The organism is Herbaspirillum sp. GCM10030257 (genome assembly GCF_042666555.1).
GTDB lineage: Bacteria > Pseudomonadota > Gammaproteobacteria > Burkholderiales > Burkholderiaceae_D > Noviherbaspirillum.
Window position 1 is genome coordinate 225,214 of record NZ_JBHTDH010000005.1, and the last position, 14,039, is coordinate 239,252.

Genomic DNA, 14,039 nt, shown 5'->3' on the forward strand with positions numbered 1-14,039 from the left:
ATGGAAGCATGACAGCTCGCAAATTTCCGCGCCTCGCCTTTGTCGACCTTGAAACAACTGGCGGCACCGCCACTGAAGACCGCATCACGGAAGTAGGCATCATCGAAGTCGACGATGACGGGGTGCGCGAATGGAGCAGCCTGGTGAATCCCGGCATCACGATTCCGCCATTCATCCAGTCATTGACGGGCATCTCGGACGCGATGGTCGCAGACGCGCCGCCGTTCGAAATGATTGCCGATGAAGTCGCCGCACGCCTTGCCGACCGTGTATTCATTGCCCATAACGCACGCTTCGACTACGGCTTCCTGCGCAATGAATTCCGCCGCATCGGACGCGATTTCCGACCACAAGTCCTGTGCACGGTGCGGTTGTCACGCAAGTTGTTCCCTGGCTTCGCACGACACAATCTCGATACACTGGCCGAACGCCACAAGCTGCATGTGACCGAACGTCACCGTGCGCTTGGCGATGCGCAGCTGATCTGGCAGTTCTGGCAGCGTATCCATGAAGAGCATACGATCGAAACGATTGATGAAGTTGTCGGCAAACTCATCAGCCAGCCCACCATCCCGGCGCGGCTCGATGCGCTGCAGATCGATCAGATGCCGGGGTCGCAAGGTGTCTACCTGTTCTATGGTGCAAACGATCTGCCTTTGTATATCGGCAAGGCCAATAACCTGCGTCGCCGCGTGTTGTCGCATTTTAGTGGCGACCATATGTCGTCGAAAGAGCAACGGCTCAGCCAGCAGATCGAACGCGTTGCATGGATAGAAACTTCCGGGGAACTAGGCGCGTTGCTGCAGGAAGCCGCCTTGGTCAAAGCATTGCGGCCCGCCTATAACCAGAAGCTGCGCGACAACGAAGAAGTCTGTTCCTGGCGCCTGACGATGCGCAAAGGCCGGCTAGTACCGGTGCTGACCACCACCGATGACTTGTTCTTCGGTATTGATGCCAACATGTATGGCTTGTATAGCAGCACCCGCAAGGCCAATGACGCGATACGTGCGATCGCCGACGCCAATGGTCTTTGTCAACTCTTGCTCGGGCTGGAAAAAAGCAGAGGCGGCAAGGCCTGTTTTGCCAGCCAAGTCGGCAAGTGCCACGGCGCCTGTGCCGGCAGGGAAAGTATCGACGCACACAACGCCCGGGTGCTGGCGGCACTGGAAAGGTCGCGCCTGCAGCCATGGCCGTTCAAGGGGCCGGTTGCCATTCGCGAAAACGAGACCTTCCATGTGGTCGATTGCTGGTCGTATCTGGGCGCCGCGCGCACCGGTGAAGAGACGGAAATGCTGCTGCAGAAAGGACGCCATCCATTCGATCGAGATGTGTACCAGATCGTGCGCAAATGGCTGAAAAAATCCGATGTGCAAGTTGTCGATTTATAACAACGATCAACTATCGGTTACTGAATACATTGCCTCTCTGCCATTGTTCCGTGATAATGCCGGATCGTTTCTGACCGTCCGGCCATGCCACAATCTTCTACGAACTCGATCGAAGATCGCCTTTATGTGCTGCAGAAGCGCTGGGAGAGGTATGTCGCCGACGGACGTTTCGAGCAGTTCATCGAGTTCGCCGTCGCCGTCAATAGTTTGGCCGAGTATTTCAACCGTCTGCGTTTGCCTGGCCTGGTGCGCTTGTGCGAAGGCCTTGAAAATGCCGCGCTGGCCCGATTGGGTGACGACTCCACCCATCCGATTTCACAGCAGGACGTTCTGGCGCTACAGAGGCAGATCGATGCGCTTGCAGGCGCGGTCGCCAGTTCCCGTTCTTCAGGTACCGGTCGGCGAACCCAGGAAGCCGCGGCGTCGGCTGCCGACATCGACTGGATCAAGCCGCGCTCCGTATGGCTGGTGGCCGGGATGGAAAAGCGCGAAATGGCAGACGCGCTGACCCGCCAGCTGCAGTTTTTTGGTTTCAAGGTCGGCGAGCATGCCTGGGACGACCCGGACCATGCCGATGAAAAACCGCTCGCTGTGCTTTTCATTCCCGCACAAGAAAACGCCACACCGGAGGAAATCGCCCGCATCACCACTGTCCGCGCAGCCTGCCCTGCCAGTCAGCTGATCTACCTCGGCGTCGAATCGGCCATTGAGCCTATCGTCGCACTCATGCGCGCCGGCATCGACGTCACCATCCCGGCCGAAGACCAGCCGGCCATGGTCCTCAATTGCATCCTTGACCTGGTCCAGACCAAGGAGCAGGAGCAGTACCGGGTGCTTGTGGTGGAAGATTCCCGCGTCGCGGTTGCGCTGATCCAGCGAACACTGGCCCAGCATGGCATCGATACCCATGCGATCAACGATCCGGGCAAACTGCTCAATGCGCTGGAGTCCTACAAGCCTGACCTGGTACTGATGGATATGTACATGCCGCGTTTCAACGGCGTCGAAGCTACACGTGTACTGCGCCAGATGGCCGCCTACAGTTCACTGCCGATCGTCTATCTTTCCGGCGAATCCGAAGTCGGCATGCAGGTCGAAGCGCTGCGTCTCGGCGGTGACCAGTTCCTGATGAAACCTTTCAATCCGGTGCTGCTTGCTGCCGTCGTCAAGACCCGGATCGAGCGCTTCCGCGAAGTGCGGCGCTCGACGCGGCTGGACGGCCTGACCGGGCTGTTTAACCATACGGCGGCCAAGTCGCGTCTGAAAGTGCTGGTTGATGAACTATCAGGGCCGTATCCTGCGGACCCGAGTGGCTCCGGCGAACTTACCGTGGCCATGATCGATATCGATCATTTCAAGTCGATTAACGACACCTACGGCCATCCAGTCGGCGATCAGGTGATCCGTGGTCTCGCCTGGTTGCTGAAGGGCAGGCTACGCTCGATCGACCTCATCGGCCGCTATGGCGGAGAAGAATTCCTCGTGGCCTTGCCTGGCGTCAGCGCCGAAAAAGCCATCGCTGTCATTGACCGTATCCGGCGCGATTTCTCTGGCTTGCCGCATGCACATCCTGAAGGTGCCTTGTATGCCACCTTCAGCGCCGGCGTCGCATCCTATTCTGTGACACAGACCGCGATAACGTTGACGGAGGCTGCCGATAATGCGCTATTGCAAGCCAAGCGCCTTGGACGCAACCGTGTCGAATACAGTGTTGGACTGCACGTCATCCAAGCATAAAGCGACCTCGATTCGTCTTGAATATTCCTGTTTTTGCGAACCAAACGTCTTAAGAACTTCGCTTTTTTAAAAATTGAAGCTTGTCTACGATGAGGGCTCCTATAGCACTGGAGACTTTAATGAAACCGACCATCGTTGCCAAAGGCGTCAAGCTGACGCAGGTATTACGCGATTACGTGACACGTCGGCTGCAATTTTCGTTGAACCATGCGCGCCAGTCGATCGGTGGCGTCATCGTCCGCATCTCCGACCAGAATGGACCCAAGGGCGGTATCGACAAGCAGTGCCGCATCCAGATCAATGTACCGGGTATGCCTAGTATCGTCGTCAGCAGCACAGCCGCGCGGATTGCGGAAGCGGTTGACCTTGCGGTACATCGCGCCGCCATGGCGCTGGGGCGCACGCGTTCGAGAGCAAAGAGCATAGCGCATGCACGCTACCCTGCCCTCGAATTAAATGCATAACTTGCAGCCGGCGCACCGCTCAAGCTTTTTTTCATTTACATCACTATAAGAAATCATGAAACGAGTCATTCTGTTTATCGGTACCAACCTTGCCATCATGCTGGTACTCGGCATTAGTGCCAGCCTGCTCGGTGTGAATAAATACCTTACCGCCAACGGCCTTAACCTTGGTACCTTGCTGATGTTTTCCGGCTTGATGGGCTTCGGCGGCGCATTCATTTCACTTTTCTTGTCGAAGCCCATTGCAAAATGGTCGACCGGCGCCCGCGTCATCGAGCAACCATCCAACTCGACCGAACTATGGCTAGTCAACACGATTTCCAGCCAGGCGCAGCGGGCCGGCATCGCGATGCCGGAGGTGGCGGTCTATGAGGGCGAACCCAATGCATTTGCCACCGGCGCGACCAAAAACAGTTCGCTGGTTGCGGTATCGACTGGCCTGCTGGAGTCCATGACGCGCGAAGAAGTCGAGGCAGTGCTCGCACATGAAGTCGCGCACATCGCGAATGGCGACATGGTGACGCTGACGCTGATCCAGGGCGTGGTCAACACCTTCGTCACTTTCCTTGCACGCGTGGTTGGTTATGCGGTGGATCAGGTGCTGCGCCGAAACGACGAGCAGAGCAATGGCCCTGGCATTGGCTACACCGTCACCGTCATCATTTGCGACATCGTGTTCGGTATCCTGGCCAGCATTATCGTCATGTATTTTTCGCGTCAGCGCGAATTCCGTGCCGATCGCGGTGCCGCGCAGCTGCTTGGCACGTCGCGCCCAATGATTGCTGCGCTCCAGCGTCTGGGTGGTTTGTCGGCGGGGGACTTGCCTAAAAACATGGCGGCATCGGGTATTGCGGGCGGTGCCGGTCTCATGGCGTTGTTTTCCAGCCATCCTCCCATCGAAGACCGGATCGCTGCTTTGCACAGTGCCTGACCTTTGATTGTTTTTCTTACGTGTCTTAATTGTTTGGCGGAGGAAGCTGGTGGTCAGCCACTGTCTTCCTCCATGGCGTTTCAACATCGACTATGCTGTGAGATCGCGCAGATTACCGGTAACGTGCCATGTCGCGTCCCTGCATGTTGTTGACGCTCGCTGAATCTGAATGTAAAGACCAAAGACAAGCGATTCCCTGCTTGTTTTGATGGACCTGAAATGAAAAAGCCGCGCATATGCATTGCGCGGCTTTTTAGTATTTGGTTGCGGGGACAGGATTTGAACCTGTGACCTTCGGGTTATGAGCCCGACGAGCTGCCAGACTGCTCCACCCCGCGTCTGAGGGATCGAATTGTACAGGCGATGACGTATCGATGCAATCGAAAGCTGGCCAATTACATGAAATAATAAGGGCTTCCTATTTCTTCTTAGTTCAACGAAACAATGAGTAATAAACCATCCCGCACACTGACCTTCAAATGCAAGAAATGTACAAAGCCGGTTACGGTCTTTCTGCAAAAAGTTTCTGCCTGCTCGCATATTCAGCCGTACCAGGGCATTTGCGCCTGCGGTGAAGTACTGCGTCATGCCACCGGCCAGAAAGACGCTGTCCAAGCCTTCCTCGAATCACCCGATGGCAACTGGACCCATCACCACCATCACTAAGCCTGTCGCATCAAATCGCGTCCACACCATGGTCTTCGGTGGGACCTGAAATCAGGCCGCATCTTTGGCAGTATTGCGCAGTTGTAGCGCTGTTAAGCAGGGCGTTGTCGGGCGGTGACCCGACAAGTGGCGCCACCCGAAGGTCCATGCTCAAATGGCAAATACCAGGCAAGTCGTTGTCGCATGCGCGTACAACTTGCCATGGACATCGGTAATACGGCCTTCGGCCACGGCGACCTGGTTGCCCACGCTGATTACTCGGCCTTCCGCACGGATCGGGCCTGTCTTGTCGGTCAGCGCCTTGATGTAATTCACCTTTAGTTCCAGCGTACTGTAACCCTTGCCCGCAGGGAGCATTGTCTGAACGGCACAGCCGACACAGGAATCGAGTAGTGTCGCTGCATAGCCACCATGCACCATGCCGATCGGGTTGTAATGCTCAGGTGCCGGTGTGCCCTGAAAAATCATGAGTCCATGGTCGACCTTGACTGGAACAAAATTGAGCAGTGCGCCAATCGGCGCCACCGGCAATTCGCCGTGCAAGATAGCGTTCAAAAATTCCAGGCCCGAGCGTTCACACAGTTGTTCACGAGTAGCGACTCCCGGCGCCATTAGGCCGGGTCGCACGGCAGCTTCGTCTTCTTGCCACTGTTGCAGCGTTGCTTGTGAATCCATCGATAATCCTCCTTGATTAAATTAATGCCTTAAAGAATGCTTTTGAACAATTACATGCATATACACTATAATCCAAAACTGACAATCTGGCGTGCAGACGGATAGATGGATAGATGACTACGCACCGCGATATCCGCTGCTTTCGCTGCCACACCAACCTTTGGGCCTACGCAGGAGCTGCGACATGGAAAACCAGAATACCTTGAGCCCGCGCGCCGCGTGGACGCTTACACTTGCCGCTGCGGCGATCATGATGATCACCGTCGGTGCGCGACTGACTACCGGTCTATTCGTTTCGCCAATCAACACATCGACGCAGCTTGGCATCGTTACCATCAGTTTCGCGATGGCCGTTGGGCAGTTCGTGTGGGGCGCATCCCAGCCTATCTTTGGCGCTATTGCCGATAAGTACGGGCCGGTAAAAGTCATCATCGCCGGCGGGCTGATGCTGGCGGCGGGCACTGCCATAACGCCTTTCGTCAAGACCGAGTGGGGACTGTTGTTTGCGCTCGGTGTGCTCAGTGCGGCCGGAGCCGGCGCTGGAAGTTTTTCCATCCTGATCGGCGCCACCTCACAGCGTCTTCCCGCAGAGCGCCGCGCTTTCGCTTCCGGTTTCATTAATGCCGGCGGCTCGTTCGGACAATTTGTTTTCGCCCCCTTGCTGCAGGCGATCATCAGCAGCGCAGGCTGGGTGACTGCGATGCTCACGATGGCTGTTACGACGCTGGCAACCATTCCACTGGCATGGCCATTGCGGAAACGCCCAACTGCCATGACGCAAACACCGGCCCCGACTTCGACTGCCGCAACGACGGTTGCCGCTACACCGGCACCCATGGGCCTTGGCGAGCAAGTCCGCATCGCACTGCGTGATCCAAGTTATCTGTTTTTGCATGCGGGATTTTTCACTTGTGGTTTTCACATTGCTTTCCTGGTGACGCATTTGCCTGGTGAAGTGGCTTTGTGCAATCTCCCTGCAGGCGTATCCGCAACAGCGCTGGCATTGATCGGCCTGTTCAATATTGCCGGAAGCTTGACCGCGGGCGCGCTGTCATCACGCTATCGCATGAAGTCGCTGCTTGCGCTGATGTATGCGAGCCGCGCTGCAATGATCGTGATTTATCTCATGGCGCCGAAGACGGCGATGACCTTCTACGTTTTCGCGGCTGCGCTTGGCTTCACCTGGTTGGCCACCGTGCCTCCGACCGCCGGGCTGGTCGGCAAACTGTTTGGTACACGCTACCTGTCGACTTTATTTGGACTGACCTTGCTGTCGCATCAGATCGGGGGCTTTTTTGGTGCATGGCTCGGCGGTCTCGCGTTTGTCCGCTTCGGCAACTATAACTGGATGTGGTACATCGATATCGTGCTGGCACTCGCCGCCGCGCTGATCAACCTGCCGATTCGCGAAGCGCATATTCCCGCAAGGACCGCGACCGCAGTCTGACATTGCAGACAGTAACAATAGCGACGACACAAGCAAGAAGCGAGGAATGCATTAAAGCATTGCCTCGCTTTTTTTACGCCGACCATCTACGCAGACGTTGTGTCTTCAGGAATCTTCCATCGTCACATTACCGAGTTTGAGCGGTTTGCCGCACTCAGAACAGGTCTGACCCGGTCTAGAAAGTTCTCCACATTCGCTATGGCGCAAGCGCACCGGCTTTGCATCCGGACATTGCAAGTACTCTTCGCCAAATCGCATGAGTTCAAGCACGACTGGAAAGAGTCCCATTCCGACCTTGGTCAACTGGTAATTGAAGCGCGGCGGACGCTCCTGATATGGCACCTTTTCAACCAGTCCGCCTTCGATCAGACGGTTGAGGCGAGTGGTCAGAATGTTGGTCGCCGCCCCGGTTTGCTTTTGTAGATCATCGAAGCGCAAGGGCCCGCGAAACAGCGCCCGTAGGGCTAAGAGTATCCATTCGTCACCCAGCAGCATGGCTGACCGCACAATCGGGCAGGACAGGGGGGCGGCACATTTAGTCGTCTTTTCCATAATTTTCATTTTAGACGCTTGCAAAATAAAAGTCACTAGGCTATGATGAATCCGTTACTTGCAAAACGCAAGCCACTGGGGGGCGAGCAGCGCAAGTGCATTTCTTTGGCAGCTAAATGCCGTCAACCCTTTATCGAACCTGTGGAGAATTTCAAATGAACATCAAAATGACTAGCGTTGCCCTTGCCCTTATCGCCACTTCCGCTGCCGCCTTCGCCGCAGAAGAGTTTGTCGAGCACACCAATTTCACATCAACTCGTACACGTGCGGAAGTACAGGCCGAGCTGAACAATACATCTGCGCAAAACCAGGTATCCGCGCAACAAGAGTTCGTCGAACATCAGCCGCTCGTTTCGGGCAAGTCGCGCGCCGAAGTACGTGCTGAGCTTGAAGCTGCCTATGCCCAAGGCACCTTGGGACACACACCGGAATTTGTAGAACACACCTATGTCGCCTCGACCAGGTCGCGCGAAGATGTGCGTAACGAAGCGATCCAGGCCGCAAAAGCAAGCCGTCCTGTGACAAGCCGGTACGGCAGCTGATCCGCAACGCGACGTTTTCTCTCTCCTCGTTGTCGTCTGTCTCGTCCATATTGCCCATATGGATTTCGGCCCGCCACTGGCGGGCTTTTTTTCAACCTTGTTGATCCAGCCTGTTGCGTCACTGCGTCAGCATCGATCAGAGCCCCTGCGCGTTTGCGCCGAATCAAACAGCCCTGAACCGGGATTGTTATCTTGACCAGATGCCACATGCCACGTATGCCCAACAGCTAACGCGGGGCGCGTACGCATAACAAAAACACGACAGGGAGCCCAACTCATTCGCGTGCCACCGACCAAGAGGCCAATGCCAATGGTCAGCCAAAGACACGCAAACATGAATATGGAGCTTTTCATGTCGCATTTTTTGCAAAGGCAAGTGCAATGCGTTCCCTTTCTTACGATCGCGATCATTTTTGCAGCGCTGCTGACGGCATGTGGCGGAAGCGAGCAAACATCTTCTTCAGCCACAAGCAGTAGTTTCGCCCCCGCCACCGTCGTCGGTAACACCGCTGTATTTACCGGTAACCGCCGGAACTACACCATCGTCAAGGCCGCAACCGGCTACACCGTTATTGACAATACCGGTGCAGATGGAACGTCGAACCTTGGCGCCGGGGTCAATCTGTTCAAATTCGCCGACATCACGGTCGATCCGGAAATCGGCGCCAAATCACTGACACTCCCGCCAGCGCAACTCAAGATACTGACTGAGTTATATATCGCCTTTTTCAACCGAATTCCTGAAGCAGAGGGTTTAAGTTATTGGATTGATCAGGTAAAGGCAGGACAAGACATCGGCCAGATCGCTGATACCTTCTTCAACGCGGCAATCCAGTACACGGCCTTGACCGGCTATTCGCCCCGCATGAGCAATGCCGACTTCGTTCGCGTAATTTACAAAAATGTACTTGGTCGAAGCGGCGCGACCGCACCACCCGAGGAAGACGTGCAATTCTGGGTGGGCGAACTGACCAGTGGACGAGCTACCAAAGGCACACTGGTACGCAGCATGCTCGACTCAGCGCACACCTTTGTCGGTGATCCAACCTGGGGTTTCGTTCCTTCGCTGCTCGATAATAAATTTACTGTCGGTCATTATTTTGCAGTCCAGCAAGGTATCAGCTTCAACACTCCGGAGGAATCCATCCAGAAAACCATGGATATTGCTGCTGCAGTGACTCCGACCGACACCGTGGCTGCCATCAACCTGATTCCTGTCGCCCCCGGTACGCAACCGGTCGACCCGAACACGCCGACCACGCCACCTGGCTCTGACCCCAGCCGCGCTCTCAATGCGCGCTTTAATGCTCCACGTGCGTTGGTCGCCGGCGCGGGCGGTTACCTGTACATCGCCGATTCCGGCAGTAATACCGTGCGCAAGTTCAACACCGTCACCGGCACGGTCACGACCCTGGCCGGCACACCGGGTCAATTCGGTACGCCGGGTGCCGCGCCAGTGGACGGAGTCGGTGCGGCCGCGCGTTTCAATGTAATGACTGGCATCACTGTCGATGCAGTGAGCAACCTGTTCGTCACTGATACCTTCCTCAATACCGGACGCATCCGCAAGATCACGACCAATGGCACCGTCAGCACGCCACTGGAAAACATCTACGCTTTCGGTATCGCTACCGATGCCATCGGCAATGTGTACTTCACCAATAATTTTTCTTCCTTGGTGGAGCGACTGACACCTGGCGGCGTGCGCAGCACAATTGCCAACATTCGTGAACCGCGAGGCCTGGCGCTCGATGGTGCAGGCAACCTGTATGTATCGGATACCGGCAGCGATTTCGGTCCACTCGGTCAATCGGCGTTCAGCTGCACCATTGATCGTATCGCTCCGACGGGTACAGTCAGCATCCTCGCCGGCAAAGTGGCGACCGCAGCAGTGGAGAATACCTGCGGCTATGCGGACGGCCAGGGCAATGCGGCAAAGATCGGCAGCAATGCCTATGGTGTCGCGGTCGATGCTGCGGGCAATGTGTATGTAGCCGATACCAGCAACCATGTGATTCGTAAAGTCACGCCGGAGGGTGTCGTGACTACGATCGCCGGTATGGCGGCCGCGGCCGGTAGTGCCGACGGTAATGGCGCAGCGGCACGCTTCAATGCGCCGCGTGGCATCACCGTCGATCCTAGCGGGAATCTTTATGTCGCCGATACCGCTAACCACACGATCCGGAAAATCACGCCCGCGGGTGCGGTAAGCACAATTGCCGGCAAGGCTAGTGAAGCAGGGACGGCAGATATCCCCTGACATCCTGAAGGTGCATGCATGCCGCTACGGTCAGCAACCATCGTAGCGACATACATCGGCGCTCAGGAGCTGATACACGCTGATACGCACAGACGGACCTCATCAGGGTTGATTGGCCGCCTGCATGATGGCGGAATTGTGCTGTGTGCCTCGCTCGGCAAAACGTATGGTCGCGCGCCCCGCATTTTTTGCCTCATACATTGCAAGGTCCGCGTTCTTGATCAACGATTTGCCGTCGGCGCCATCTTCGGGATAGACGGCCGCGCCGATGCTTGCTGAAATTTCAAAGGTATGACCTGAAATCTCATAAGGCAGTACCAGCAGGTCGAGGATTTTTTTCGCAACCAGCGCGGTGCCATTGCGGCCCTCGATATCCGACAATAACACCACAAATTCGTCTCCCCCAAGACGGGACGCGGTATCGGATTCCCGCATGCAGTTCTGCAAGCGTTTTGCCACCTCCTTCAGCAGCAGGTCACCATAGGCATGGCCGAAATTGTCATTGACCGGCTTGAATTTGTCGAGATCGATGAAGAGTAGCGCAACATGGCTGTGCCCACGCTTTGCCTTGCTCAGCGCCTGTCCTAGCCGTTCCTCAAGCAGCTTGCGATTCGGCAGACCGGTCAATGCATCATACAAGGCAAGTTGCATCGCCTGCTCCGCAGCATGCAGCGCACGTGCGCGATCATCCAGGAATAGCCATACCAGCAAAGCAATCATCAGGCTGATGCTGATGCCGGACTGCATGATCAACTGCGGGCGGTCGGAGCGCAAGCTCATCTCGAATTGTGGTGAGGCCGCCGTCACAACCGTCCACGTGCGGTTTGCAGCCTGGATGAAACTAACGCGCTTTAGCAAGCGCTCGTTCGACGCGGCGTCCAGTGCATCATTGGAATCAAACATCTTCGACTCGGCATTGATTGTTTCGTCGTCGTAAATTTCGATATCCAGTTCATCTGCATATTCTCCACTTACGCCATGCATGAAATCATCCACGCGGAATGGTGCATACACCCAACCAATAATATTGGCGCGACGTTGTTCCAGTGACGTATGCGGTGCGCCATTGCGAAACAGCGGTAAATACATCAGGAAGCCGTTCTGAATAGCACTTCCACCTTCCTGCACCAGCTTGACCTTAGCCGACAAAGCAGCCGAACCCGCATCCCGCGCAAAATCCATTGCCGCACGTCGGGCCGGTTCCGAATACATGTCATAGCCGAATGCACGCAGATTGCGGCCAAAGAAAGGTTCGAGGTAGATAATCGAAGTATAGATATCCCGAGTACCTTCGGGGGTGATCGTGTATTCCGGAAAGCCTTCAGCGCGAACCGCTGCAATATGACGGTCTTTCTCTGCGGCCGGAACAATCAGGCTCAATCCTATGCCCTGTACACCTGGAAACATTTCTGGTAACGACAAGGAGGAAATAAAGGACTGGAATTCTTTCCGCGTTACATCATCGGCCGAATTGAATAGTCCGACCGTGGCGCGCAGCATTTGCTGATAGATGGCCAGCCTCTGTTCGATACGGATATTGGCTTCACGCACTTTGAACTCGAACGTCGTTTGCAGCGCCTGATCTGCGGAGCGCGCCGCGACATCCCACAGGCGGTAGGTAATGAAAAGAGAAAGCACGAGCACTGCCGCCGTCAGCATTTCGCGTGCTTTGAAGAGCTGTCGGATTTGTTGTGGTCGGCGTTCGAGATAATTCATGCCTGTTCCTGGCGGAATCAAGTTGCCGCGCACCGGTGTGCCATCGGCAAATTCCTGCATCCGTTATGATCGCTGCTTAAAGTGAGCGGAGTATTGAGAACATGCAATCACCCGACCCTTGCATACTCGCCGTTTGAAAGAAAGATGGACGTTCACCCCGGTTAACGGAAAAGACGGCACGGAACAAACACGCAAGTTCAAAAGCGGACCTTATTTACGCAAGACCTTCTGCATTCGTTTGATGAAAAATCCACTGATTGAATTTCGCTCTTTCCGTTATTTTTTCTTGAGTCGCGTCGCCACAACCATGTCCAACCAGATGTTAATGGTGATCGTTGCATGGCAGATGTACGACATCACGCACAGCGCTTACGATCTCGGTATGGTCGGCCTTGCACAATTCCTTCCTGCGCTGGCCTTGTCGATGATTGTCGGCCAGGTTGCAGACCGGTACGATCGTCGTCGCATACTTGGCTGGTGCCTGGTCGCGCAACTCTGTGTGGCGACGGGGCTGATCGTCGGCACACTGGGCAACTGGCTGGGGCGTGACGCCATTCTGATTGCCTCGGTTGCCCTCGGGACAGCCAAGGCATTTCAGATGCCAACGCAGCAGGCACTTGGGCCATTGCTGGTTCCGCCCCACGTCCTGCCGCGTGCACTTGCGGTTAACTCGGCAGGCACTCAGTTCGCCATCATTCTCGGTCCGGCGATTGGCGGTTTTATTTATGTCGGTGGTGCGGCATTGGTGTATATGGTGTGCGGCGTATTGTGTCTGATGGCAATTGCGATGACGCTCCGGATACGCATTGAATAGCCTCCGGTACTGCGCGAGCCGGTGACATTGGGAAGTTTGTTTGCTGGTATTGGTTTCATCTGGAGCCGTAAGGAAATCCTTGGCGCGATATCGCTCGACCTGTTCGCCGTTTTGCTCGGCGGAGCCACTGCCTTGCTGCCGATCTTTGCACGAGACATCCTGCATGTGGGGCCATGGGGGCTTGGTTTGCTGCGATCGGCCCCGGCGGTCGGTGCTTTGCTGGTGTCGCTCTATCTCGCCCGTCATCCGATACAACGCCGCGTCGGCAAGATCATGTTCGGATCGGTGGCCTTGTATGGTATCGCGACACTGGTGTTTGCCTTGTCGAGTTCGTTTGCCGTATCGCTCGCCGCATTGGCGCTGACCGGGGCTTTCGACATGGTCAGCGTGGTGGTGCGGCAGTCGCTTGTGCAGCTCGATACGCCGAATGACATGCGGGGTCGGGTCAGTGCGGTCAATTCAATTTTCATCGGCGCATCGAACCAGCTGGGAGAATTCGAATCCGGGGTCACCGCTGCATGGTTGGGTACCGTACCATCGGTCGTGGTGGGCGGTGTCGGCACGATTCTGATCGTTGCGTTGTGGGTGAAACTGTTTCCTTCCCTGACAAACCGGGAACGGCTGACCACCGCGTAAATGCCTATACAAGACCTGATGAAGAGAAAGCCGGAACCAACATGGTATCCAGTCGTCTCAATAACATTGATTATTCCTCATCATGGAGGTTTTATGCGTAAGATGATTTTTCTAGCGATCGCGGGTTTCCTGTGGCGAAAGGTACAGGCCCGCATGTTCACCGGCGCTGCAGCCGGCCGAACAGTACGTCGTGGCAGGTTCTGACGCAGTA

At 55.9% G+C, this 14,039-nt stretch carries 11 protein-coding genes, 1 tRNA gene and 1 pseudogene; 9 read left to right on the forward strand and 4 right to left on the reverse strand.

The window, feature by feature from the left end; all coding sequences use genetic code 11:
* Nucleotides 1-8 precede the first annotated feature (8 nt).
* The 4 genes from ACFQUU_RS09960 to htpX all read left to right on the forward strand — a co-directional run bounded on the left by ACFQUU_RS09960 (nucleotide 9) and on the right by htpX (nucleotide 4,520).
* Nucleotides 9-1,388, forward strand: a complete 1,380-nt coding sequence (locus ACFQUU_RS09960; protein ID WP_382246305.1) for an exonuclease domain-containing protein — start codon at nucleotides 9-11, stop codon at nucleotides 1,386-1,388.
* Between the two features lie 84 nt (nucleotides 1,389-1,472).
* Nucleotides 1,473-3,125, forward strand: a complete 1,653-nt coding sequence (locus tag ACFQUU_RS09965) for a diguanylate cyclase (RefSeq protein WP_382246308.1) — start codon at nucleotides 1,473-1,475, stop codon at nucleotides 3,123-3,125.
* Nucleotides 3,126-3,244: 119 nt separating this feature from the next.
* Nucleotides 3,245-3,589, forward strand: a complete 345-nt coding sequence (locus ACFQUU_RS09970) for an HPF/RaiA family ribosome-associated protein (protein ID WP_382246311.1) — start codon at nucleotides 3,245-3,247, stop codon at nucleotides 3,587-3,589.
* A 55-nt stretch (nucleotides 3,590-3,644) separates the two neighbouring features.
* Nucleotides 3,645-4,520 (forward strand): protease HtpX, encoded by an 876-nt coding sequence (gene htpX, locus ACFQUU_RS09975; RefSeq protein WP_382246313.1) that lies wholly within the window; start codon nucleotides 3,645-3,647, stop codon nucleotides 4,518-4,520.
* A 261-nt stretch (nucleotides 4,521-4,781) separates the two neighbouring features.
* Here the strand turns inward: htpX and ACFQUU_RS09980 are convergent.
* Nucleotides 4,782-4,858, reverse strand: a tRNA-Met gene (locus tag ACFQUU_RS09980).
* Nucleotides 4,859-4,964: 106 nt separating this feature from the next.
* On the opposite strand from ACFQUU_RS09980, the gene ACFQUU_RS09985 reads away from it, so the two are divergent.
* Nucleotides 4,965-5,186, forward strand: coding sequence for a hypothetical protein (locus tag ACFQUU_RS09985; RefSeq protein ID WP_382246316.1), 222 nt, complete (start codon nucleotides 4,965-4,967; stop codon nucleotides 5,184-5,186).
* 150 nt (nucleotides 5,187-5,336) lie between these two features.
* On the opposite strand, the gene ACFQUU_RS09990 is transcribed toward ACFQUU_RS09985, so the two are convergent.
* On the reverse strand, nucleotides 5,337-5,861 hold the full coding sequence (locus ACFQUU_RS09990) for a PaaI family thioesterase (RefSeq protein WP_382246319.1): 525 nt from the start codon (nucleotides 5,859-5,861) through the stop codon (nucleotides 5,337-5,339).
* Between the two features lie 184 nt (nucleotides 5,862-6,045).
* Between ACFQUU_RS09990 and ACFQUU_RS09995 the strand changes: the two genes are divergently transcribed.
* Nucleotides 6,046-7,308 (forward strand): MFS transporter, encoded by a 1,263-nt coding sequence (locus ACFQUU_RS09995; RefSeq protein WP_382246321.1) that lies wholly within the window; start codon nucleotides 6,046-6,048, stop codon nucleotides 7,306-7,308.
* A gap of 105 nt (nucleotides 7,309-7,413) precedes the next feature.
* On the opposite strand, the gene ACFQUU_RS10000 is transcribed toward ACFQUU_RS09995, so the two are convergent.
* Nucleotides 7,414-7,860, reverse strand: a complete 447-nt coding sequence (locus tag ACFQUU_RS10000; protein ID WP_382246324.1) for a winged helix-turn-helix transcriptional regulator — start codon at nucleotides 7,858-7,860, stop codon at nucleotides 7,414-7,416.
* 155 nt (nucleotides 7,861-8,015) lie between these two features.
* On the opposite strand from ACFQUU_RS10000, the gene ACFQUU_RS10005 reads away from it, so the two are divergent.
* On the forward strand, nucleotides 8,016-8,402 hold the full coding sequence (locus ACFQUU_RS10005; protein WP_382246327.1) for a DUF4148 domain-containing protein: 387 nt from the start codon (nucleotides 8,016-8,018) through the stop codon (nucleotides 8,400-8,402).
* A gap of 352 nt (nucleotides 8,403-8,754) precedes the next feature.
* Complete coding sequence (locus tag ACFQUU_RS10010) at nucleotides 8,755-10,662, forward strand: DUF4214 domain-containing protein (RefSeq protein ID WP_382246330.1); 1,908 nt, start codon at nucleotides 8,755-8,757, stop codon at nucleotides 10,660-10,662.
* A gap of 102 nt (nucleotides 10,663-10,764) precedes the next feature.
* Here ACFQUU_RS10010 and ACFQUU_RS10015 read toward each other — a convergent pair whose 3' ends face one another.
* Entirely contained in the window at nucleotides 10,765-12,378 is a 1,614-nt protein-coding gene (locus tag ACFQUU_RS10015; RefSeq protein ID WP_382246333.1) for a CHASE domain-containing protein, read from the reverse strand.
* A 241-nt stretch (nucleotides 12,379-12,619) separates the two neighbouring features.
* On the opposite strand from ACFQUU_RS10015, the pseudogene ACFQUU_RS10020 reads away from it, so the two are divergent.
* Nucleotides 12,620-13,828: pseudogene (locus tag ACFQUU_RS10020) on the forward strand (MFS transporter).
* The last annotated feature ends 211 nt before the right edge of the window (nucleotides 13,829-14,039 follow it).

What these genes read in the sequence shown, in the direction of transcription:
- ACFQUU_RS09960 (WP_382246305.1), top strand. Translation starts at nt 9, where the DNA reads ATGACAGCTCGCAAATTTCCGCGCCTCGCCTTTGTCGACCTTGAAACA.
- ACFQUU_RS09965 (WP_382246308.1), top strand. Translation starts at nt 1,473, where the DNA reads ATGCCACAATCTTCTACGAACTCGATCGAAGATCGCCTTTATGTGCTG.
- ACFQUU_RS09970 (WP_382246311.1), top strand. Translation starts at nt 3,245, where the DNA reads ATGAAACCGACCATCGTTGCCAAAGGCGTCAAGCTGACGCAGGTATTA.
- htpX (WP_382246313.1), top strand. Translation starts at nt 3,645, where the DNA reads ATGAAACGAGTCATTCTGTTTATCGGTACCAACCTTGCCATCATGCTG.
- ACFQUU_RS09985 (WP_382246316.1), top strand. Translation starts at nt 4,965, where the DNA reads ATGAGTAATAAACCATCCCGCACACTGACCTTCAAATGCAAGAAATGT.
- ACFQUU_RS09990 (WP_382246319.1), bottom strand. Translation starts at nt 5,861, where the DNA reads ATGGATTCACAAGCAACGCTGCAACAGTGGCAAGAAGACGAAGCTGCC.
- ACFQUU_RS09995 (WP_382246321.1), top strand. Translation starts at nt 6,046, where the DNA reads ATGGAAAACCAGAATACCTTGAGCCCGCGCGCCGCGTGGACGCTTACA.
- ACFQUU_RS10000 (WP_382246324.1), bottom strand. Translation starts at nt 7,860, where the DNA reads ATGGAAAAGACGACTAAATGTGCCGCCCCCCTGTCCTGCCCGATTGTG.
- ACFQUU_RS10005 (WP_382246327.1), top strand. Translation starts at nt 8,016, where the DNA reads ATGAACATCAAAATGACTAGCGTTGCCCTTGCCCTTATCGCCACTTCC.
- ACFQUU_RS10010 (WP_382246330.1), top strand. Translation starts at nt 8,755, where the DNA reads ATGTCGCATTTTTTGCAAAGGCAAGTGCAATGCGTTCCCTTTCTTACG.
- ACFQUU_RS10015 (WP_382246333.1), bottom strand. Translation starts at nt 12,378, where the DNA reads ATGAATTATCTCGAACGCCGACCACAACAAATCCGACAGCTCTTCAAA.